General features: G+C 62.5%; 20 protein-coding genes. 2 read left to right on the forward strand and 18 right to left on the reverse strand.

The genetic code is table 11. The annotated features are described in order from the left end of the window. Window positions 1-33: 33 nt before the first annotated feature. From JLC71_RS00870 to JLC71_RS00885, 4 genes are all read right to left on the reverse strand, one after another. Window positions 34-1215, reverse strand: coding sequence for a carbohydrate-binding protein (locus JLC71_RS00870; RefSeq protein WP_200916810.1), 1182 nt, complete (start codon window positions 1213-1215; stop codon window positions 34-36). Window positions 1216-1363: 148 nt separating this feature from the next. Further along, the gene (uvrB, locus tag JLC71_RS00875; protein WP_200916811.1) at window positions 1364-3382 is read right to left on the reverse strand and encodes an excinuclease ABC subunit UvrB; all 2019 of its coding nucleotides are present in this window, start codon (window positions 3380-3382) and stop codon (window positions 1364-1366) included. Window positions 3383-3518: 136 nt separating this feature from the next. Continuing rightward, the gene (locus JLC71_RS00880) at window positions 3519-5129 is read right to left on the reverse strand and encodes a methyl-accepting chemotaxis protein (protein ID WP_200916812.1); all 1611 of its coding nucleotides are present in this window, start codon (window positions 5127-5129) and stop codon (window positions 3519-3521) included. Between the two features lie 249 nt (window positions 5130-5378). Then, window positions 5379-6566 (reverse strand): glycoside hydrolase family 18 protein, encoded by a 1188-nt coding sequence (locus JLC71_RS00885; RefSeq protein ID WP_200916813.1) that lies wholly within the window; start codon window positions 6564-6566, stop codon window positions 5379-5381. A 112-nt stretch (window positions 6567-6678) separates the two neighbouring features. Here JLC71_RS00885 and JLC71_RS00890 point away from each other — a divergent pair, with 112 nt between their 5' ends. Continuing rightward, window positions 6679-7557 carry a helix-turn-helix transcriptional regulator gene (locus JLC71_RS00890; protein ID WP_200916814.1) on the forward strand — a complete coding sequence of 293 codons (879 nt, stop codon included), beginning with the start codon at window positions 6679-6681 and terminating at the stop codon, window positions 7555-7557. Between the two features lie 86 nt (window positions 7558-7643). Here JLC71_RS00890 and acs read toward each other — a convergent pair whose 3' ends face one another. The 3 genes from acs to JLC71_RS00905 all read right to left on the reverse strand — a co-directional run bounded on the left by acs (window position 7644) and on the right by JLC71_RS00905 (window position 11857). Further along, window positions 7644-9614, reverse strand: a complete 1971-nt coding sequence (acs, locus tag JLC71_RS00895; protein WP_200916816.1) for an acetate--CoA ligase — start codon at window positions 9612-9614, stop codon at window positions 7644-7646. 243 nt (window positions 9615-9857) lie between these two features. Then, window positions 9858-11546, reverse strand: a complete 1689-nt coding sequence (locus tag JLC71_RS00900; RefSeq protein ID WP_200918219.1) for a cation acetate symporter — start codon at window positions 11544-11546, stop codon at window positions 9858-9860. Next, on the reverse strand, window positions 11546-11857 hold the full coding sequence (locus JLC71_RS00905; RefSeq protein ID WP_200916817.1) for a DUF485 domain-containing protein: 312 nt from the start codon (window positions 11855-11857) through the stop codon (window positions 11546-11548). Before JLC71_RS00905 ends, JLC71_RS00900 begins: the two co-directional genes overlap by 1 nt. Window positions 11858-12154: 297 nt before the next feature. On the opposite strand from JLC71_RS00905, the gene JLC71_RS00910 reads away from it, so the two are divergent. Beyond that, window positions 12155-13048: a LysR family transcriptional regulator gene (locus tag JLC71_RS00910; RefSeq protein ID WP_200916819.1), complete on the forward strand. Its 894-nt coding sequence runs from the start codon at window positions 12155-12157 to the stop codon at window positions 13046-13048. A 4-nt stretch (window positions 13049-13052) separates the two neighbouring features. On the opposite strand, the gene JLC71_RS00915 is transcribed toward JLC71_RS00910, so the two are convergent. The 11 genes from JLC71_RS00915 to JLC71_RS00965 all read right to left on the reverse strand — a co-directional run bounded on the left by JLC71_RS00915 (window position 13053) and on the right by JLC71_RS00965 (window position 22493). Next, window positions 13053-13232 carry a hypothetical protein gene (locus tag JLC71_RS00915; protein ID WP_200916820.1) on the reverse strand — a complete coding sequence of 60 codons (180 nt, stop codon included), beginning with the start codon at window positions 13230-13232 and terminating at the stop codon, window positions 13053-13055. Between the two features lie 95 nt (window positions 13233-13327). Further along, complete coding sequence (gene rpmG / locus JLC71_RS00920) at window positions 13328-13483, reverse strand: 50S ribosomal protein L33 (RefSeq protein ID WP_067110116.1); 156 nt, start codon at window positions 13481-13483, stop codon at window positions 13328-13330. Window positions 13484-13500: 17 nt separating this feature from the next. Beyond that, the gene (gene rpmB / locus JLC71_RS00925; RefSeq protein ID WP_200916822.1) at window positions 13501-13734 is read right to left on the reverse strand and encodes a 50S ribosomal protein L28; all 234 of its coding nucleotides are present in this window, start codon (window positions 13732-13734) and stop codon (window positions 13501-13503) included. 511 nt (window positions 13735-14245) lie between these two features. Continuing rightward, complete coding sequence (locus JLC71_RS00930) at window positions 14246-16609, reverse strand: DNA translocase FtsK (RefSeq protein WP_200916824.1); 2364 nt, start codon at window positions 16607-16609, stop codon at window positions 14246-14248. Between the two features lie 84 nt (window positions 16610-16693). After that, window positions 16694-17437, reverse strand: coding sequence for a lysophospholipid acyltransferase family protein (locus JLC71_RS00935; protein WP_200916825.1), 744 nt, complete (start codon window positions 17435-17437; stop codon window positions 16694-16696). Window positions 17438-17484: 47 nt separating this feature from the next. Beyond that, the gene (locus JLC71_RS00940) at window positions 17485-18228 is read right to left on the reverse strand and encodes a flagellar motor protein (RefSeq protein WP_200916826.1); all 744 of its coding nucleotides are present in this window, start codon (window positions 18226-18228) and stop codon (window positions 17485-17487) included. Continuing rightward, a complete protein-coding gene (locus JLC71_RS00945) occupies window positions 18229-18987 on the reverse strand; it encodes an RNA polymerase sigma factor FliA (RefSeq protein ID WP_200916827.1) in 759 nt (252 codons plus the stop codon). Between the two features lie 30 nt (window positions 18988-19017). Beyond that, window positions 19018-19602 carry an ABC-type transport auxiliary lipoprotein family protein gene (locus JLC71_RS00950; protein ID WP_200916828.1) on the reverse strand — a complete coding sequence of 195 codons (585 nt, stop codon included), beginning with the start codon at window positions 19600-19602 and terminating at the stop codon, window positions 19018-19020. 10 nt (window positions 19603-19612) lie between these two features. Then, complete coding sequence (locus JLC71_RS00955) at window positions 19613-20662, reverse strand: MlaD family protein (protein ID WP_200916829.1); 1050 nt, start codon at window positions 20660-20662, stop codon at window positions 19613-19615. Then, the gene (locus JLC71_RS00960) at window positions 20659-21420 is read right to left on the reverse strand and encodes an ABC transporter ATP-binding protein (protein ID WP_236250932.1); all 762 of its coding nucleotides are present in this window, start codon (window positions 21418-21420) and stop codon (window positions 20659-20661) included. Before JLC71_RS00960 ends, JLC71_RS00955 begins: the two co-directional genes overlap by 4 nt. A 2-nt stretch (window positions 21421-21422) precedes the next feature. Then, window positions 21423-22493, reverse strand: coding sequence for an ABC transporter permease (locus JLC71_RS00965; protein ID WP_200916831.1), 1071 nt, complete (start codon window positions 22491-22493; stop codon window positions 21423-21425). Window position 22494: the final 1 nt, after the last annotated feature.

Here is a 22494-nt window from a genome sequence, read left to right on the forward strand (position 1 = left end):
GAGTGCGGGTCGACTCGCCATGCCGCAGCCTGATCAGCGGGGATAGGCGTAGAGCAGGCCTTCGGTGCTGGCGACCTCGGCCGCCGACTCGTGGGTCTGCCCCGGCAGCACGCTGTGCCGTACCGCGAGGCCTTTGTCGCCGAGCGTTGCCGCAAAGCGGGCCGTATCGAGCAGATAGGGGCTGTCTTCCAGGCTGCCCATGCTCAGGTAGACCTTCCGGACTCCGCTGTACTGCTCGGCGGGACTGGCTTGCGCTTCGCCGGCCAGCCGGCCGTCGTGATACCAGAGCGCCGGGCTGTTGACGAGGTAACGGCCGAACGTCCCGCTGTCGTGCACCAGCGCATGGCCGGCCAGCAGTGCGCTGAGCGAGGTGCCGTGAATGCCGCGTTCCGCCGGCTGGCTCAGGTAGCGCGTTTCGATGCGCGGAATGAGTTCGTGCTTGAGGAAGGCCAGGAAGTTGGGGCCACCGCCGGTGATGCGCAGCGCGGGGTCGGTGTTGCCGAGGTAGTGCTCTTCGGGCAGCCAGTAGCTCGGCGTGTAGTCGCGTTCCCGCCGCAGCCAGCACACCGCTTCGGCGTCGGCGCAGCCGATGCCGACCACGATAAAGGGCTGCAGCCGGCCGGCATCGCTCAGCGCCCGATGCTGCTGCTTGAATGTATCGGCGACGAGGAACCAGTCGAGCACATACAGCACCGGATACGCCCGGTCGGGCTGGAAGCCGTCCGGCAGCATCACCTCGATCGGATAATCGGTGCCCGCCGTATCGGGTCCGAAGGTGACCGGCTGCACCTGCGTCGACGCGAGCGTGAACGTGTACTGGCTGACGTAATTGCAGCGACCCAGATCGCGCCAGACTTCGCGGCTTTCCCCGCTGGCCGGATTGCTGCCCCGCGTCCACCAGTTGGCGAGATAGTTCCGCCCCTGATGGCTGACGACCGCGTTGCCACTGTAGGCGGTCTGGCCGCGCCAGACGTCGCCGCACGCCAGCGGCGGCTGGGTCGGGTCGAGCCGCAGCCAGGGCTGGCCGCTGCCGGGGGCGCCGGCGTGAGATTGCGGGGGCTGCCCCTGGGTCCACCACTGGGCGCGGTAGTCGGTGCCCGCAACGGTCACCGTATCGCCGGCCTGATAGGCACGGTCGTTTTGCCAGGCCGGTGCGGCGGCGAGGCAGGCGCTTGCCAGTATTGCAATGGCTGCAGCGGCCAAAGTCGTTCGCATGGAGATTCCATCCTGATTGAGCAGCGCAAATGCGCGCCGCTCATCATGCCAAACGCATGAGATCAGGATGGGGGCACCGGTCGGCGACGACCGGCTTGCGCCGCTTATCAGGGCCGCAAGTGCGGGCCGAGCGGCTGGCCGTGGTGGTTTACTGGTGGCCGAAGGCCCGCTCGCGCAGTGATTTGAGCTGGTCGCGCAGATTGGCTGCCTTTTCGAACTCGAGGTTTTTCGCCGCGACCATCATGTCCTTCTCGAGCCGCTTGAGTTCCTTGGCGAGGCCCTTCTCGTCCATGTCTTCCACTAGGCGCTGACGCTTGGCCTCGATCCGTGTCGCCGCAGCGTCTTCGGCGTTGTAGACGCCGTCGATGATGTCTTTGATGCGCTTGGTCACCGATTTCGGCACGATGCCGTTGGCCAGGTTGAAGGCGGTCTGTTTGGTGCGGCGGCGTTCGGTTTCGTCGATGGCCTTCCTCATCGAATCGGTGATCCGGTCGCCATAGAGAATCGCCTTGCCGTTCAGATTGCGCGCGGCGCGGCCGATGGTCTGGATCAGGCTGCGCTCGCTGCGCAAGAAACCCTCCTTGTCGGCGTCGAGGATCGCCACTAGCGAGACTTCCGGAATATCCAGGCCTTCGCGCAACAGGTTGATGCCGACCAGCACATCGAACACGCCAAGGCGCAGGTCGCGGAGGATTTCGACCCGTTCGACCGTGTCGATTTCCGAGTGCAGATAGCGCACCTTGACACCGTGCTCGTCGAGATATTCGCTCAACTGCTCGGACATCCGCTTGGTCAGCGTCGTCACCAGCACCCGTTCGTTCAGCGCCGTGCGCAGCTTGATCTCCGAGAGCAGATCATCCACCTGGGTGGCCACCGGGCGCACTTCGATTTGCGGATCGACCAGACCGGTCGGGCGCACCAACTGCTCGACCACCTGACCTTGGTGTTCCTTTTCATAGTTGGCCGGCGTGGCCGAAACGAAGACCGTCTGCGGCATCATGTGCTCGAATTCCTCGAACTTCAGCGGCCGGTTGTCCAGCGCCGATGGCAGCCGGAAGCCGTAATCGACCAGATTTTCCTTGCGCGAGCGGTCGCCTTTGTACATGGCGCCGACCTGGCCGATCATCACGTGCGACTCATCAAGAAACATCAACGAACCCTGCGGCAGGTAGTTGATCAGCGTCGGTGGCGCCTCGCCGGCCTTCTTGCCGGAGAAGTGGCGCGAGTAGTTCTCGATGCCCTTGCAAAAGCCCATTTCATTGAGCATTTCCAGATCGAAACGCGTGCGCTGCTCCAGCCGCTGGGCCTCGATCAGTTTGTTTTCCTGATAGTAAAACGCCAGCCGCTCGCGCAGTTCTTCCTTGATCGTCTCGACCGCGCGCAGCACCGTATCGCGCGGCGTCACATAGTGGCTGGACGGGAACACGGTGAAGCGGCCGACACGCTGCTTGATATGGCCGGTGAGCGGATCGAACAGTTGCAGCGTTTCGATGTCGTCGTCGAACAGCGAGATCCGCAGCGCCAGCTCGGCGTGTTCGGCCGGAAAGATGTCGATCACGTCGCCGCGAACGCGGAAGGTGCCGCGCGCGAAGTCGGTTTCATTGCGGTCGTACTGCATCGCGCTGAGTCGTTTGATGATCTCGCGCTGTTCGAGTTTCTCGCCTTCCTTGAGGTGCAGAATCATCCGGTGGTAATCGGCCGGATCGCCGATACCGTAGATCGCCGACACGGTGGCGACGATGATGCAGTCCGGGCGCTCGAGCATCGCCTTGGTCGCGCTCAAACGCATCTGCTCGATGTGCTCGTTGATCGCCGAATCCTTCTCGATAAACAGATCGCGGCTCGGCACATAGGCTTCGGGCTGGTAGTAGTCGTAGTAGCTGACGAAGTACTCGACCGCGTTTTCCGGAAAGAACTCGCGGAACTCGGCGTAGAGCTGCGCCGCCAGCGTCTTGTTCGGCGCCATCACGATCGCCGGCCGGCCGGTGCGGGCGATCACATTGGCCATCGTGTAGGTCTTGCCCGAGCCGGTGACGCCGAGCAGGGTCTGGTACTTGAGGCCGTCTTCTATGCCGTCGATCAGGCCGGCGATCGCCGTCGGCTGGTCGCCGGCGGGCGGGAAGGGCTGGAACAGCTTGTACGGAGAATTCGGGAATTCGACGAACATGGCGATCCGGGCGAGTAGCGGTGAGGGAAAAGGGGAATTTTACTCCCGCGCCGGGCCGCGACCTAATCTGCCGCACACGACCCGCGACTGCGGGTGAATCGGCCAGCGCACCGATCGCTGGCCGGATGCGGTATCGTCAGACCTTGTAGCGCGCGATGGCCGACTGCAGTTGTTGCGACATCTGCTGCAGGTGCTCGGCCGCGCTCGCGGTGTGCATCGCGGTGGCGTTGCTTTCCTCGCTCATTTGCGCCACGCGCTCGATTTGCTGGGCGATGCTGGTGCTGGCCTGACTCTGCTCGCGCATCGCGCCGGAAATCTCGCTGACCTGATGCACGACGTCATCGCTGCCGGTACGGATCTGCCGGATCGCCGCGCCGGCCTGTTCGGCCTGGGCGACACCGTCACCGACCAGGGTGACGACGGCCTGCATCGATGCGACGGTCTGGCCCGCTTCGGACTGGATGGCCTCGACGGTGCCGGCGATCTCCCGCGTCGATACCGCGGTGCGTTCGGCCAGCTTGCGGACTTCGTCGGCAACGACGGCAAAGCCGCGGCCGGTTTCGCCGGCGCGCGCAGCCTCGATCGCGGCGTTCAGCGCCAGCAGATTGGTCTGGTCGGCGATGTCCTTGATCACGCTGACCACCGCGTTGATCTCGGCGGTACGCTCCTTCAGGCTTTCGATCTGCGTCGCCGCGGTGCTGACCGTGGTGGAAATGCCGTTGATCTTGGCGATGGTCTGTTCGATCACCGTGCCGCCGCTGCCGGCGAGCCGGCCGGCTTCGCGCGCCAGGTCGTCGGCGCCACTGGCGCGGTCGGCGACATGGGTCACGCTGACGGTCATTTCTTCGACCGCGGCGGCCATATTGGCGGTCGATTCGCTCACGTCGCTCGACGCGGCCGACATTTGCGTCGATGCGTCTGCCAGCTCTTGCGCCGATTGGCCGAGGCCGCTGCCGACCTGCTGCAACTGGCGGAAACTTTGCTGCATGGTATCGAGCAGCTGGTTGAAGGCGTGCAGCGTCTGGTTTACCTCGTCGCCGCCGCGCGCGGCCACCCGGCGGGTGAAGTCGTAATCGCTGGCGAGCCGGACGACCGAATCGCGCAACTGGCCCAGCGGGCCGGTGACGCTGCGAACGATCAGCGTGCCAAGAACGAACAGCAGCGCGGTGGCGACGAGTGGCGTGATCAGGCTGGTCGTCTGACCGGTCGAGATCGCGCCGGCGACGTCTTTGCGGGATTGCTCGAGTTGGCGCTGGTTGTTGTCGACGGCCTGCTTCATTGCGGCGATCGCCTTTTCGCCTTGCGCCGCCGCCCGGCTGATCGCCGCCGCGACCTCGCCGGACTGGTCACTCTTCGAGTATTTGAAGATTTCCTGGATCTGCGACATGTAGCGGTCGATCTCGTCGCGCGCCTGCCGAACGTCGGCCTGGTCGCCGAAGCGGCTCAGGTGCGATTCGAAGACTTGGTCGAGTTCGGCGCGCAGGCTGTTGAAGTTGGCCTCGACCTTGTCCTTGCCGGCCGGCTCGCGCTGCACCAGATGCTGGTAGACGCTCATGCGCAGCCGCAGGAACACTGCCTGTGCGCGGTTGAGGCTCTGCATCGCCGGGACGGCCTTGTCGAGCATCTCGGTCGAGTTGTCGCGGATCTTGGCCAGCAAGAGGCCGGCGACCAGCGCCATCATCACGACGGCGGCGACGCCGAGGCCGCAGAGCAGGTACAGGCGGGTCGAGATCTTCATCGGGGCCATTGCGTAGATTCCATATGGAATATCAGGGTGATCTACTGTAGCAGTCCGATCAAAACTACATCGAGGCAGGCGACTTCGGTGTGGCAAAACGATCTCAGGGTTTTTCCCGGGTCCGGCAGCACGCCGGAGCCGGCTTGCCGCAGTCCGGCCGTTCTCTGTGATAGGCGAAAGCCAAGCGCAAGGTGGTGCTTTTGGCCGGCCCGGTTTACGGGGCGGGTCGCGCCGATCGGGTGGCGCGACCCGAGCACCTTAGCGCAGATTGCGCTCGAGCGCGCGCCACAGCGTGTGCTCGGCGTCGTCCTGCGTCAGCTCCCAGATCATCACGCCGCCGAGCTTGTTGGCCTTGACGTAGTCGGCCTTGACCTTGAGCGACGCGGCGTCGTCATAGCTGACCAGTTCCTTCGTCTTGCCGTTGTACAGGTACGGGGCATCGCCGGCCGCCTTGCTGCGGAAGGACTTCCAGCCCGGCTGGCCGATGAGCGTCTGCTTCGCCACCGAATACTTGGCGGTGCCCGGTTCTTCCTGCTGCGGCAGACCGGCCCCCTTGGCGGACTGGGCCAGCCCGTCGCCGTTCGGCCCCGGTTCGACATTGCCCTGGGCACGCGCGTAGAACGGAACGCCGAGCACCAGTTGCGACGGTTTGAAGCCCTGGGCCAGGAAGTACTTCACGCCACCGTCGCCGTTGAGGACGCCGGCATCGGCTTCGCCGGGCGTCGGATACAGCGCCGCATGCAGCCCGGCGCGCGGGCTCCATGCGCCGTAGAAGTCATAGCTCATCAGGTTGACCCAGTCGAGCAGCTTGGCGGTGGCCGGCAGATCGTAGCCCGACGAACCCCAGCCGCCATTGGTGCCGGGGATGGCCGCGGTCAGCAGATAGCGTTTGCCGTCGGCCTTGCTCTCGGCGTCGAGCCCCGCGCGCAGCGCCTGCAGCAGCTTGATGTAATTGCCGCGATCCGCTGGCGATGCATCGGCCGCATAGTCGCCGCCGGTGACCGGGTGTTCCCAGTCCAGATCAAGCCCCTGGCACTGATAGTCGCGCATGATCGCGATCGAGGTGCGGACCAGCTGTGCCCGGGTGGCTTCGTTCTGTGCCACCTTGGCGATGTTGCGCGAACCGGTCCAGCCGCCGATCGCCCACTGGCAGGCGAGCTGCGGGTTCTTCACGCGCGCGGCGGCAAATGCCTTCTTCCACTGTGCGGCGCCGGCGAGGCTTTTCGGCTCGATGTAGGCGCTGCCGTCGGGCTTGATCAGGATGAATGAATAGATGCCGATGTCGAGCCCGGGCAGGACGTCGATGGCGCGGGCGACCTCCGCTTCCGGTTGCCAGGTCGGCAGGTAGGAAATCAGCCGCGGCGCATCGGCCGCTCCGGTCTGTACGGGGCCGCTGGCGCAGGCACTGAGGACGGGAAGCAACAGCAAGGGCAGGTAACGCAACATCCGGATCTCCTTGATCGGCATGGGACAAGTGGACAACTTAAGCCATTGAGCTCCGGGCTGGAATGTCGCAATCTGCCTGTCATATTTGTCTGAATCCAGCATGGCGGGCGCGATGTCGACGATTTACCAGGAACGGTTTGATGTGGGCGAGGGCACGCGCCAGTGGTCGGTCGGTGCGCGGATTTTCCATCACCCGCAATTGCACACTCTGGCCGAGCATGAGCTGATGTTCGCCGGCCATTCCGAAGTTGACGGCCATCTGCATGTCGAACGCATCGGTGCCCCGTTTCACGTGGTGCTGATCAGTGTCGAAGGGACGGGCGTGGTGACGGACGGTGAGACGGTGCTGACACTCGGTCCGGCACAAATGGCGGTGCTGCCGGCGCGAAGCCACAGCGGCTTCAGGTCGGGCGGCGAGCCGTGGCGGCTGGCGTGGTTTCTGGTCAACGATGTGCCGGAGTGGGGCATGCTGGCCGGCCCCCGCGCCAGCGTGCGGCCGCTGCTGCATGCAGCCAGCCTCTACCAGATCGTCAGCGTGCTGTGCGCCGAAGCGCGACTTGGTCATCCCGGCTTTGCCGGCCAAGCCTTGCTGCTGGCCGTCGACATGCTGCGCCGGGCGCTGGCCAGCCATGACGACGGGACCGTGGCCGAACGGCTGCTGGCGGTGTTCGAGCCGGTTCGGCATGCACCGGGGGAGGACTGGCGGGTCGACGTGCTCGCGCAGGCTTACGGTGTCAGCGCCGCGCATCTGCACCGCTTGTGCGTCCGCCATCTGGGCGCCACGCCGCAGCAACTGATCATTCGCCAGCGCATGCGCCGGGCGCGCGAGCTGCTGGTGGCGGGAGCCGGCAATGTGGGTGCGGTGGCCGAACAGGTCGGCTATCAGGAAATCGCCAGTTTCTCGCGCCGCTTCCGCCGCCATTTCGACGTCAGCCCCGGCGAGTTGCTGCAGGCGCTGAAACGGGCGCCGGCCGAGCTGCCGGTCGGCTGAGCCGGCACGAAAAAAAAGCCCCACCGCAAACGGTGGGGCTGTGAAGTGCTGCCGTGAAACAGCTGATTCCTGAGTCGGTCGCCGGATCAGATCGCGCTCTTGGCGAGCTGTTCGAGGATGGCCGGATTTTCCAGTGTCGACGTATCCTGGGTGATCTCCTGACCCTTGGCGATATCGCGCAGCAGGCGGCGCATGATCTTGCCCGAACGGGTCTTCGGCAGGTTGTCACCGAAGCGGATTTCATCGGGCATGGCGATCTTGCCGATTTCGTGCGCAACCCATTCGCGCAGTTCCTTGGCGATGCGCTTGGCATCGTCGCCTTCCGGGCGATCGCCTTTCAGTACCACGAAGGCGCAGACCGATTCACCCTTGATGTCGTGCGGCTTGCCGACGACGGCGGCTTCGGCCACCAGCGGGTTGGCGACGAGTGCCGATTCGATTTCCATCGTGCCGAGGCGGTGACCCGAAACGTTGAGCACGTCGTCGACGCGGCCCATGATCCAGATGTAGCCGTTCTCGTCGAAGTGGGCCGAATCGCCGGCCAGATACAGCTGACCGTTGAAGTCTTCCGGGAAGTAAGTCTTCTTGAAGCGTTCCGGGTCGTTCCAGATGGTGCGAACCATCGACGGCCACGGTTTGCGGATGACAAGGAACCCCCCCTTGCCCGGCTCGACCGGTGCGCCGGCTTCGTCGACGATATCGGCGATGATGCCCGGGATCGGCAGCGTGCACGAACCCGGTTTGGTCGCCACGGCGCCCGGCAGCGGTGCAATCATGTTGGCGCCGGTTTCGGTCTGCCACCAGGTATCGACAATCGGGCAGCGGCCGCCACCGACGACTTCGTGATACCAGATCCATGCTTCAGGGTTGATCGGTTCGCCGACGGTGCCCAAGAGGCGCAGGCTCGACAAATCGTATTTTTCCGGCAGATTGGCACCAAGCTTGATCAGCGAACGGATCGCGGTCGGCGCGGTGTAGAAGGTGGTGACCTTGTGCTTTTCGATCGTCTGCCAGAAACGGCCGGCATCCGGGAACGTCGGTACGCCTTCGAACACGACTTGCGTCGCGCCGATCGCCAGCGGGCCGTAGGCCACATAGCTGTGGCCGGTAATCCAGCCCACATCGGCCGTGCACCAGTAGACATCGCCTTCGCGATAGTCGAACACCCACTTCATCGTGGTCAGCGCGCCGAGCAGATAGCCGCCGGTGCTGTGCTGGATGCCCTTGGGCTTGCCGGTCGAACCCGAGGTGTAGAGGATGAAGAGCGGGTGTTCGGCGTCGACCCATTCCGGCTCGCACTGGGTCGGCTGGCCTTCGACCAGCTCGTGCCACCAGACGTCTTTGCTGTCGTTGAACGCGGCGGTGCTGTTTTCCAGCCGGCGCAGCACAACGACTTTTTCAATCGATTCGCTGCCTTCCAGCGTCAGCGCTTCGTCGATGGTGGCCTTCAGCGGCACGGGTTTGCCGCCACGGAAGCCTTCGTTGGCGGTAATGACGACCTTGGCTTGCGCATCCTGGATGCGGTCGCGCAGGGCACCGGCCGAGAAGCCGCCGAACACCACCGAGTGGACTGCGCCGATGCGGGCACATGCCTGCATCGCCACGACGGCTTCGACCGTGTGCGGCATGTAGATGACGACGCGGTCGCCCTTGGTCACGCCAAGCAGTTTGAGACCGTTGGCGAACTGGCAAACGCGGGCGTGCAGTTGGCGATAGCTCACATGTTCGGACTTGCCGTCATCGGCTTCGAAAATGATCGCGGTCTTGTCGCCACGCGCGTCGAGGTGACGGTCGAGACAGTTGTAGGAGATGTTGAGCTTGCCGTCTTCGAACCATTTGAAGAAAGGCGCATTGCTGTCGTTCAGTACCTTGGTAAACGGCGCTTTCCAGCTGATCATGTCGCGACCGAGCTCAGCCCAGAAGCCTTCGTAGTCGCGGTTGGCTTGTTCGCACAGGGCGTTGTAGCCCTCCATGCCGGAGACATTGGCCTTGACGCGGAAATCGTCCGATGGCGGGAAAAGGCGGTTTTCTTTCAGTACGGAATCGATGCTGCTCATGCTTGCTCCTTCTTGCCTATGCAGTAAGAAAAAATTCAATGATGAGAATGTAAAGCCAACGTGCCGGCAAAGCCAATCGTGTTTTTTGATGTGTGAAATCAGTTCCGCTGATGCGGGCGAAGCCGGCGGACGGGGGGTGCAAATCGTCGGTTTAGCGATACGTTTCGGTGTGCGCCTTGGCGACAAAAAAATGCCCCGCGCAAGGCGGGGCATTCAAGTTGCTGCGCTTTTTGTATCTGCGTCTTAGTGCTTGGATGCGCCTTCTGCACCGATGCCGGTCATCGAGCGGATGAATTGCGGCAGGAACAGTGCGCGTTCGCGGACAGCCGATTCGCTCTTGTCGAGGGTCGATACCAGCCAGGTGACGAAGAAGGCCAGCGGCATCGAGAAGATCGCAGGGTTGTCGTACGGGAAGATGGCGGCGGCATTGCCGAGCACCTTCACCCATACGGTTGGGCCGAGCACGATCATCGCGACTGCGCAGACCAGGCCGCACGCACCGCCGATGACGGCGCCACGAGTGGTCAGCCCCTTCCAGAACATCGACATGAACAGCACCGGGAAGTTGGCCGAAGCGGCGATCGCAAACGCAAGGCCGACCATGAAGGCGACGTTTTGTTTTTCGAAGGCGATGCCGAGCAGGATGGCCAGTACACCCAATGCGATGGTTGCCATCTTCGAGACGCGGATTTCATGCGCTTCATCGGCACGACCACGGGCGAATACGTTGGCGTACAGATCGTGCGATACCGCCGATGCACCCGACAGCGTCAGACCCGAGACCACGGCGAGGATGGTGGCGAAAGCCACGGCCGAGATGAAGCCGAGGAAGAAGTCGCCGCCGACCGCGCTGGCCAGGTGAACTGCCGCCATGTTCGCGCCGCCGATCAGTTGGGAAACGGACACGCCGTCCTTCATGATGGTTTCGGTGTACTCCGGGCGTCCCAGCACCAGCATGATCGCACCAAAGCCGATGATGAAGGTCAGGATGTAGAAGTAGCCGATGAAACCGGTGGCGTAGAACACCGACTTGCGTGCTTCCTTGGCGTCCTTCACGGTGAAGAAGCGCATCAGGATGTGTGGCAGACCGGCAGTACCGAACATCAGGCCGATGCCGAGCGAGATCGCATCGATCGGGTTCTTGACCAGACCGCCCGGGCTCATGATCGAAATGCCCTTCGGATGCGTTGCGGTGGCGGTGGCGAACATGGTTTCAAAGCTGAAGCCGCTGGCTGCGAGCACCATGAAGGCCATGAAGGTGGCGCCGCACAGCAGCATCACCGCCTTGATGATCTGCACCCAGGTCGTTGCCAGCATGCCGCCGAAGGTCACGTACATCACCATCAGCACGCCAACAATCAGCACGGCCGAGCTGTAGCTCATGCCGAACAGCAGCTGGATCAGCTTGCCGGCGCCAACCATTTGCGCAATCAGGTACAGCAGTACGGTCACCAGCGTACCGATCGCTGCAAAGCAGCGAACCGGTGTCTGGCTCAGTCGATAGGAGGCGACATCGGCGAAGGTGTACTTACCGAGGTTGCGCAGCCGTTCGGCGACGAGGAAGGTGATCAGTGGCCAGCCGACCAGAAAGCCGATCGAATAGATCAGGCCGTCGTAGCCGCTGCCCATCACCAGTGCCGAAATACCGAGGAAGGATGCCGCCGACATATAGTCGCCAGCGATCGCCAGGCCGTTCTGGAAACCGGTGATGCCGCCGCCGGCGGCATAGAAATCCTTGGCCGAGCGGGTGCGGCGTGCCGCCCAGTAGGTAATACCGAGGGTAAAGGCGACGAACAGCACGAACATGATGATCGCGTGCCAGTTCAGGTCGCGCTGCTTGACCGCGCCTTCAATTGCGCCGGCAGCCCAAGCTGGCAGGCTGGCACAGAGTGCCATACCGGCCAGCGCGAGGCGGGTAGAAAGACGCTGCATCATTGGCGGGTCTCCTCGATGAGTTCGCGATTGAGCTGATCGAACTCGGTGTTGGCGCGGCGTACGTAGATACCGGTCAGCACGAAAGCCGAAACGATCACCAGCAGCCCGAGCGGGATGCCGATGGTGGTGACGCTGCCAGCGGCGAGCGGGGTGCCGAGCGTTGCGGGTGAAAATGCGATCATCAGAATCAGCCCGTAATAGATCACGAGCATGATGATCGAAAGCAGCCAGCTCAAGCTGGTCTTCTTCTGCTCCAGTTCCCTGAATTTAGGGTTGTTCTGGATACGCTGAATCATTGCTTCATCCATGCTATCCCTCCTGAGTGTCGATACCGGCAGTAACCGACGGCTACCGCATAACCGTACCGGCGACACTCGCCACAATGTCCCGATGATGGGGACGACGAAAATCGCAGGCCACGCTTAGTGACGCACTCTATGGCGGGAGCATGATGCGAGCTAATTGCAATTTTTGATGCGGAGAATCAGCATTTCTGATGCCACACTGCACGAGGCTTACTTTGCCTAGTGAAATTGCGGCTCCGTGACTACATGCATTGGGTATGCAGTTACACGCACGACGTGGTTTGCGGGATAATCAAAGGCATGGAACTGTATCAATTGCGTACTTTTGTTGCCGTTGCCCAGCAGGGACATCTGACACAGGCGGCCGAGCTGCTACATCTTTCGCAGCCTGCAGTGACTGCGCAGATCAAGGCGCTGGAAGAGGAGCTAGGTGTGGCGCTGTTCGAGCGTTACCCCGGCGGCGTGCAGCTGACCGAAGCAGGGAAGGACATCCTGCCCGAGGCCGAGCGTATTCTGGCGCTGTCGCGCGGCATGCAGCACAAGGCCAAGGTCTTATCGGGCGAGCCCAAGGGCAAGGTCAAGATCGGCACCATTGGCGTCCCGGCGCGACTCAAGCTCGGGCCGTGGCTTGCCTGCTTGCGCAGTCGCTATCCCTTATTGACGGTGCAGACCACGCACGGGATCTCCGGCGGCATTCTCAATGAGGTACGCAAGAAGACGCTCGATGGCGGCTTCTATCTTGGCCGCAACCCCTATCAGAACGTCAACAACCTGCCGTTGACCGAAATCGGCTTCTGCGTGGCATTGCCGCCGCAGCTGGCAGAAGCGCTGGCCGGCGATGATTGGGAATCGCTTGCCAAGGCACCGTGGCTGGGGCTGTCGCAATTCAACAGCCTATCGTCGATCACGCAGGAGCTGTGGCGCGCTCAGAATGTTGCGCCGCGCAAGGTGGGTGAGTTCGATGAAGAGGCGACCGTGCTCGAGTTGGTCAAAGCCGGGCTTGGCGTGGCGATCCTGGCCGAGCGCACCGCCAAGCGCTTTGCCGCCGATGGCTCGATTGCGCTATGGCGTGGCGGCGATTGCGTCACCAGCGCACCGTTGCAGTTCATTTATTCGGCCGAGCGCGAAAACGATCCGATGGTGGTGATGCTGCGGGATACCTTGCTCGAAGTCTGGCAGCCGTCCGAAGAGTAGGCGCTTACTTCGGCTCGACGTGTTGCTTGAGCAGTTTGCTCATCAGCGATGGCTTGGCCTTGTCCTTGTCTTGCTGATCGTTGCTTGAGGCCTTGCCAAAGCGATCGGGTGAGCCCTTCTTGCGGATGGCATCCTTGAGTTTTACGCCGGCAAATTTTTGCAGGTCAAAATGATTGATCGGCATCGTCTATTCCTTGAAGTTGCAAATCACGGTTGAGCATTCAAATAAAAACCCCGCCAAAGCGGGGTTTTCGAGTCAGTGTCACCAGCGAAACCAGCTTATTTAAGCTTGGTTTCCTTGTACATCACATGCTTGCGAACGACGGGATCAAACTTCTTGATCTCCATCTTTTCCGGCATGGTGCGCTTGTTCTTGGTGGTGGTGTAGAAATGGCCGGTACCGGCGCTCGATTCGAGCTTGATTTTTTCACGCATTTTTATTCAACCCCTGATTACAGTTCGCCGCGGGCGCGCAGATCGGCCAGGACGACGTCGATGCCGTTCTTGTCGATGGTGCGCAGAGCCGCGTTGGAAACGCGCAGGCGAACCCAGCAGTTTTCGCTCTCAACCCAGAAACGACGGGATTGGAGGTTAGGAAGGAAGCGACGCTTGGTCTTGTTGTTGGCGTGGGAAACATTGTTCCCGGTCATCGGACGCTTGCCGGTGACTACGCATACTCGTGCCATGGTTAGGTATTCCCTGACTTCTGAGAAAAACGGGATTTATAGCACGAATCAACTCGGACGTTCAAGTCGTGCGGTAAATTGTTGTGGTGCGTTCGTTGTCGCAATCGTACTTTCGATCTTCCGGCTTGCTTGCGTTACGTTGGTGCGCTGGCTGAAGGAAAAGCGGTCGATGGCGTCGAAGGCCGCCGTGCGTGTGGCCTCCGGCAGGGATACATTATGCCCCGAAGACCGCTCCGGTGTATTGCGGCGACGACATCGACAAAGGCGTGGGCCGACAGACGGGCACAGCAGGTTGGGCTTGCGAGCATACCCAGTGCGTTCTCATCACCACCGCTGCGGGCTATGGCGGCATATCCGGCGATAATCGTCAGTGTTCACGCGTGGTTCTTGCCGTTGCGTACTTCGCCGGGGTGATCAATCAGTACCGCACGTCGATAACGGCGGCATGGGCGCTATGGGCGATTGCCGGCGTGAATATGGCGAGTAGATGTGAAATGCTTGCGCATCGACCTTATTCAGCAAGTGGCGGTACCAGCACGCTGCGATTGCCGTTGCTCTCCATCGGGCTGACCAATCCGGCGGCTTCCATGCTCTCGATCAGCCTTGCGGCGCGGTTGTAGCCAATGCGCAACTGCCGCTGCACCGAGGAAATCGACGCGCGGCGAGACTTCATGACGACGGAAACGGCTTCATCGTAGAGCGGGTCGGTTTCCGGATCGTTGCCGCCGCCTTCCAAGGCGGCATTGCCGGCGGCTTCGGCATCGAAACCGCCGTTGAGAATGCCGTCGATGTAGTCAGGCTCACCGAACTGCAGCTTCAGGTGTTCGACCACCTTGTGGACTTCGTCATCGGTGACAAACGCACCGTGCACGCGTTGCGGGTAGCCGCTGCCCGGCGGCAGGAACAGCATATCGCCCTGACCCAGCAGCGCCTCGGCGCCCATCTGGTCGAGAATCGTGCGGCTGTCGATCTTGCTCGATACCTGGAACGCCAGCCGGGTCGGAATGTTGGCCTTGATCAGCCCGGTGATCACGTCGACCGACGGCCGTTGGGTGGCGAGGATCAGATGGATGCCGGCGGCGCGCGCCTTTTGCGCCAGACGGGCGATCAGTTCTTCGATCTTCTTGCCGGCGACCATCATCAGATCGGCGAACTCGTCGACGACCACGACGATGAACGGCAGGTGTTCGAGTGGCTCGGGGTTGTCCGGCGTCAGCGTGAACGGATTGGTCAGCTTCTTGCCGGCTTTTTCGGCATCCTTGACCTTCTGGTTGAAGCCGGCGAGGTTGCGCACGCCCATGGCGCTGAGCAAGCGGTAGCGTTTTTCCATCTCGGCAACGCACCAGTTCAGCGCATTGGCGGCGAGCTTCATATCGGTGACGACCGGCGCCAGCAGATGCGGAATGCCGTCGTAAACCGACAGTTCCAGCATCTTCGGGTCGACCATGATGAAGCGCACTTCTTCCGGCGTGGCCTTGTACAGCAGGCTCAAGATCATCGCGTTGACGCCCACCGATTTGCCCGAACCGGTGGTGCCGGCGACGAGCATATGCGGCGCTTTGGCCAGATCGGTGACGGTCGGCTTGCCGGTGATGTCCTTGCCCAGCGAGAGCGTCAGCTTCGAGTGCATGCCGTGGAATGCCTCGGAGGCGATGATCTCGGACAGGCTGATCATCTGCCGCTTCGGGTTCGGCAATTCCAGACCCATGCAGGTCTTGCCGGGAATGGTCTCGACCACGCGGATGCTGATCAGACCGAGCGCGCGCGCCAGATCCTTCATCAGGTTGACGATTTGCGAGCCCTTGACGCCGACGGCTGGCTCGATTTCGTAGCGGGTGATCACCGGGCCGGGATAGGCGGCAATGACCTTGACCTCGACATTGAATTCGGCGAGCTTGCGCTCGATCAGCCGCGAGGTGAATTCCAGCGTCTCGTTGCTGATCGTTTCCTGTGCCGTTGCAACCTTGGCGAGCAGGCTCAGTGGTGGCAGGCCGCCGACGGCGACGTGCGGTGTAGGTAGATCATCGGGGGAGAACAGCGTCGGCTGGATGATCTTCTTGTGTTGCGCCTCGGCTTCTTTCTCGGCGGCTTTGATCACGGCCTTGGCGATGGGGACGTCGATCTGCGGCGTCTCGATTTTCAGCGGGGCTTTGTCTTCCTGTTTCTTTTTTTCACTGCTGACCTTTTCATCGCGCAGGACCGCAGCCTGCCGACCGATACGCCTGTCCTGCGCCGCTTGAATGGTGTCGATGCACTTGAAGCAGAACCATTCTATACTGGCGCCGAGTCGCTCCATCAACGCCAGCCACGATAGACCGGTGAACAGCGATACGCCGAGTGCCCAGCTCACGATCAAGGTGAGCGTTGCGCCGGCAAAGCCAAGCGTGTGATACAGCCAGCCGCCGAGCGCAACGCCGATGATGCCGCCGTGGGCGAGCGGTAGCGCCACTTGCAGTGTATGCAGGCGCAGGGCTTCAAGGCTGCTGCTGGAAAACAGGATCATGAAAAAGCCGGTGCACGCCAGCAGCACGACTGGACGGGATGATTCGCTGATGTGATCGATCCGCCGATAGCCCCACAAGATGGCGGCGAGGCAAAAGGCGACCCACCACCACGCCGAGAGGCCGAAGGCCGACAGCAGGATATCGGCGACCCAGGCGCCGACGCTGCCGCCCCGATTCTGGATCACCGACTGGGTGGCGCTGTGCGACCAGCCGGGATCGGCCTGATGGTAGCTGGCCAGCGCCAGCACCAGATAGACCACGATGGCGACCAGCAGCAGCCACCACGATTCGCGCAGCACGCTCGCCAATTGGGGGGGCAGTGCGGCACGGGTCGAAGCCTTGGCGATGTTTTTCTTGCGGAAAATGGCCATGTCGCAACGAAGGGTTAAGTATTCAATCGCCGATTATAGCGGTTCGTCATCCAAGGGGGCGTGCTCGCGGCGATGCTGTTGTCACTACTCAAGATGGCGCGCCTGCCAGGCTAGATAGCAGGCATGCACATGGCCAACGTAAGCATCACGATCGGCGAAGTCTGCCGGGTGGAACGCATCATAGAGATGGTAGTGCGCGTGGCGGTTCGGTGCGGTGGCGATGCTGACGAGTTTTTGCGGCAAGGTCTCGCCCTCCCAGGCAAATGCTTCCTGTGCCTCGTAATGCAGGAAGACCGGCAAGATGGGGATGCCGGTTTCCAGCGAGATGGTGAATGCGCCGTAGAGAAAACGATCGGACAGACGTCGGCCTTTGCAGCCGCCTTCGGGATAGATGGCGATATTGTGACCTTCGCGCAAGGCAGCCATCATGGTCGCTTGTGCGGCCTGGCGTGAGCCCTTGTGCTCGCGTTTGACGAAATGTGTTCCGGCCGCCGCGGCGATACGCCCGACGAACCACCAGTCGCGCACCTCTTCCTTGGCAAGGCTCACGACATTGAACAGGCCGGGGATGCCAACCAGTTCAAGCGCCGAGGGATGATTGGAAATCAGGATGAAGTGCCCGGGCAGGGGGCGGGTCTGATGCTGGTGCAGCTGGATCTGGACATCGAGCGCACGCACGAAGCAGCGGCACCAGCTGCGGAACAGCCCCGGATACCAGCGTGCCAGCCAGCGATGCGGCAGCAAGCCGAGCACAAGCATGACCAGCGTGAAAACAACAAGATCGATCCAGCCCAATCCCAGGCGCACGATGTGCAGCAGCCAGCGCATTGCGTCTCCGAAACGTTGCCCTGCTCTTGGTTTAGCCCGTTCTGGACTCAGGCGTTCAGATAACCGGCCAGTTTGTTTTCGTACAGTCGCGGATTTTCGCCGTTGGCAATGGCAACCAGACCTTCCAGCAGCATTTCGCGGTGAACGACTTCGCTGTGGATGTGGCGCTTGAGCTTGCCGGCGATCGGCAGGAACACAAGGTTGGCGATGCCGACGCCGTAAATGGTCGCGACGAAGGCCACGGCGATGCCGGAGCCGAGCTTGGAGGGGTCGGAGAGGTTTTCCATGACGTGAATCAGCCCCATCACCGCACCCAGAATCCCCAGTGTCGGCGCATAGCCGCCGGCTGCGTCCCAGATCTTGGCGGCCGCCTTGGCGCTGCTTTCGTAGGCATCAATATCGAGCTCGAAAGCGCGGCGGATCATGTCCGGTTCGGCGCCATCGACGAGCATTTGCAGACCGCGTTTCACGAAGGGGGTCTTTTCTGCATTCATGACGTTTTCAAGCGCCAGTAAACCGCCCCGGCGGGATTGATGACCCCAGTTCACCAGCGTCGTCAGCAGTTTGCGATTGTCATGCTGCGGCGGGATGAACACCCAGCGCAGCATTTTCATGCCGGCAACGAAGTCGTTCATCCGGCTTTGCAGCATCACCGCGCCAGCGGTGCCGCCGATCACGATCAGGAAGGCGGTCAGCTGCAACAGCGAGCCAATATGGCCACCTTCGAGCCATTGGCCGAGCAGGATGGCGGTCAGGCCGATGACGAGGCCGAAGATGCTGATCTTGTCCATTTATCTGGCAGTCCAGTCGGTCAGCTTGGTGCGTAGCCGCGCGACGGCCTGGCTGTGAAGCTGGCAGACGCGTGATTCGGATACGCCAAGCACGGCACCGATTTCCTTGAGGTTGAGTTCTTCGTCGTAATACAGCGCCATCAGCAATTTTTCGCGCTCGGGCAGTTGTTCGATGCCTTCGATCAGCCGGGCGCGAAAGTGTGCGTCGTCGAGCTGGGTCAGTGGATTGGCGGCGTGATCGGCGGCAAAGGCATCCAGTAATGATGAGGACGAGCCGTGCTCTTCATCATCACGAGCGTAGTCGTCAATATGCAGTAGTTGATGACCGCGGGCGTCGCCGAGTTTGTCCTGATAGTCGGTCAGCGGGATATCCATCGCCTGGGCGATCTCCATCTCGCCCGGTGCCCGACCCAGTGTTTGTTCGAGCTTGTGGATCGCCGCGTCGATCTCGCGCAGATTGCGTCTGGTTTGTCGCGGCAGCCAATCGCCGCTGCGCAGTTCATCGAGCATGGCGCCACGGATGCGTTGCGAGGCGAAGGTCTCGAACTGGGCACCCGCGCTGGCATCGAAATTGCGCGCGGCTTCCATCAAGCCGATTAGACCGACCTGAATCAGATCCTCGACATCGATGCTGGCGGGCAGGCGCGCGATCAGGTGATAGGCGATCTTCTTGACCAGCGGTGTCGAGCGCGCAAGCAGTTCCGTATCACTATCGGAGCGAGTATCGCGGTAAAGCTTGAGGGCGCGTTGTTTGAGCATGGGCCGTGGTTGAACGATGGCTGGATTAGTTTACCGCAAGGCAGGCTGGCTTTCCTTCGCCAGTGCCGCTTCGAGTTGGGAAAGTGCATCAGCCAGCGCTGAATTCATTGCCGCAGCGATGCCGTCGCCACTCATCGGCGTTACCGGGGCGCGACCGCGGGCAATGATTTGCCGTGGCGCTTGGCCGGCCGTACGCACGGTCAAGCGCAATTCGAGCACGGCCTCGTTGGCGGTATGCGCGCGCAGATCGACGTAGAGCGCGCCAATCCGGCCATCGATGATGGATCTGGCTGCATTGCGATCCTGCGTCAGCGGGATGCCGGTCGCGCTCAGCCATTCGCCGAGCCGGTTATCGATGAGCCGGGCCGGAGGGGCAAGGTAGCCGCGATAGGGGTCGACCGCAAAGCGCTGGTCAGCTTCGCGGTAAATGAAGCCGCGCTGGCCGTAGGGCTCGTCGACACCGAGCGGTGCAACGTACACCGGCCCGGCGATAGCGGCCCGGGCCGCATTGGCGGGGCGCTCGGTGGTCAGCAGGTAGTTGAACTCGGCGGCGGGCCGGTTTGTGGTGCACGCGGCGAGCAAGAGGCCGGTCAGGATGATCAGAAAGTAGCGCATCGGGCGGGCCTTAGCGTTGCGGCAAGGAGTAGGGGGGCGGCGGTTCGGAGAACAGCAAGGATGACGGATTGGCGCGAATATCCCGTAACAGTGCATCAAGCTCGTTGCTGCCGCTATAGAGGTTGTCTAGCGTATTGCCGAGCAGGGCATTGCGATCGAGCAACAGGCGGTCGATTTCGCCAAGCGAGTGGTTGAGCCGCTCAAGCGATTGCCCCCACGCCGGGTTGGAGAGCAGGGTATTGGCCGAGTGCAGCGTGGCTTGCAACTGGGCCGGTGCGCTGGCGAGCGCCGGATCGGCCAGTATGCCGCCGAGGCGTGTGTTGTTCTGCCGCAGCTCTTTCACCAGCGCCAGCGATTCATCACCGAGGGGTTTGAGCGGCATTGCAGACAGTTGCTCGGTGGTCTTCTGTGCGGCGCGACCGATTTCTTCCAGCGGCATGGCGTTCAACTTGGTATCGAGGGTGTCGGCGGTGCGGGAGATCTTGTCGACCATGGTTTGCAGGTCGATCTTGGCCAGTTTCTCGGCAATGCTCTGCGTTGCGTTCAGGAGCTGGCCGACGGTGCTGCGCGCCGAGGGCACGTACAAGGCCGTTGGGGTCCAGTTGATCGGCAGCGGCGCGCTGCGATTGGTCTCGACATAGTCGATCTCAAGATAGTTGGCGCCGGTCAGCCCCTGCGGTGCAATGCGCACGCGCAGGCCGCGGGCGATTTCCTCGTTCAACGCCTTCTGATTCAGCGTGTCCTCGGCGCGCGGGCCGAGTGTGTCCGGGCGCAGGCGCATTTCCACCAACACGTAATGATGACGCCAGCTGCTGTCGGTCGCCTCCGGATACTTGCTCGCGGTAAAACCGATCTTGCTGACCTCGCCGATCGCCACCCCCCTGTAGCGCACCGACGAGCCGACATCCAGCCCTTTGACCGACTCGTTGAAATAGGTCTCCAGAATCGGATCGTTGGAAAACCAGCGGCCGGCGCCGAAGGCGATCAACAGCACCAGCGCCAGCGCGACGGTCAGGGTAACGAAGAGGCCGAGGCGAATGTGGTTTTGTCTGGGGGTCATGATGCGGCGACCTTGCGTTGAAAGAAGCGTTGTACTCGTTCGTCGGGCGAGTGGGCGGCGAGCTCGGCGGGCGCGCCGACGGCAATGACACCGCGGACGCTGGCGTCGAGCATCAGCGCGGTATCGGCGATCGCCATGATGCTCGCGAGTTCGTGGGTGACGACGACGAAGGTTAGCCCCAGGCTGCGCGACAGCTGCAAAATCAACGCATCCAGCCCGGCGCCGGTCACCGGATCAAGCCCGGCTGACGGTTCGTCGAGAAACACGATTTCCGGATCGAGCACGATGGCGCGGGCAATGGCGACGCGCTTTTGCATCCCACCCGACAGCGATGCCGGTACGTAGTCGGCGAACGCCTCGAGGCCGACGAGGCGCAGCTTCAGCCGGGCGATCAGTTCGATCGCGGCGGCATCAAGCCTGGTGTGCTCGGACAGCGGCAGCATCACGTTTTCCAGGACCGAGAGCGAGCCGAACAGCGCGCCAGACTGGTAAGCGACGCCGAACTTGCGATACAGCGCCAGCCGTTCTGCGCCTTCCAGCGCGGTGAGATCCTGCCCGGCGAGCCAGGCGTGACCACCGAGCGGCCGGTACAGGCCGATGAGGTTCTTCAGCAGCGTCGATTTGCCGCAGCCCGAGCCGCCGAGGATCACGAACACTTCGCCGCGCGCGACGGTGAACGAGACATCGTCGAGGATGATCTTGTCGTCGTAACCGCACACGAGGTGTTCGGCGCGGATGATGGGGTCGGCCGCTGTCATCGCTACCATCCCAGAATGTAGAACACGACGGCGAACAGACCGTCGACGACGACCAGCATCACGATGCTGCTGACGACCGCACGCGTGGTCGATTCGCCGACCGCTGCCGCACCGGCGCCGGTGCGCAGGCCGCGCAGGCAGCCGATGGCGGCGATGAAAAAGCCGAACACCATCGATTTGCCAAGGCCGCCGAAGAAATCGCTGAGGCTCACGATGGTGGTGGCGCGACTCAGCGAGGTGGCGAACGGTACGTCGAAGGTCGCCATCACCATCGCCATGCCGGCAAGGCCGATGACCTCGGCGCAGATCGTCAGCATCGGCATGATCAGCGCGACGGCCAAGAGGCGCGGAATGACCAGAAAGCGGAACGGATCGAGCCCGAGCGTGATCAGCGCGTTGATTTCCTCATTGACCTTCATCGTGCCCAGTTCGGCCGCAAAGGCCGCGCCGGTGCGGCCGGCGAGCAGGATGGCGGTCATCAGCGGCGCCAGCTCGCGTACCAGCGACAGGCCGACAAGATCGGCGACGAACAGTTCGGCGCCGAACTGGCGCATCGGCACCGCCGACTGAAACGACAGGATGACGCCGAACAGAAAGGCGACCAGCGCGACAATCGGCAGCGCATCGGCGCCGGCGCTGCTGGCCACGGCAAAGCCGTTGCGCCAGCGGATCTTGCCGCGCGCGGTGAAAATCCGCGCTATGTCGGCGGTAAATACGCCAACGAAGGCCATCGTCAGCCTGAATTCGCTGCTGATCGCCTGACCGAATGCGGCCATTTCGTCGCCGATGCCATGCGGCTTGGGCTCGGGCAGGATCAGTGGTTTGTCCGGTTGCAGGTCGGCGAGCAGGGCGGCGTAGCGCTCGGGCAGGCCGTCAATGCGCGCGCCGCGCTGGATCAGGTCGAATAGCAGCGCGGTGCCTGCACCATCGCAATACTCGACCGCGCTGGCGTCAACCACGCAGCGGGTCGTGACCGCGCTGCGCGCCTGCGCCCAGACCATCGCGGCACCATCGGCGTCGAGCCGGCCGCGTAGCGCCAGCCCGTTGGTGTCGACGATCAGTTCGGCAGACATC

The organism is Jeongeupia sp. HS-3, from assembly GCF_015140455.1.
Taxonomy (GTDB): domain Bacteria; phylum Pseudomonadota; class Gammaproteobacteria; order Burkholderiales; family Chitinibacteraceae; genus Jeongeupia.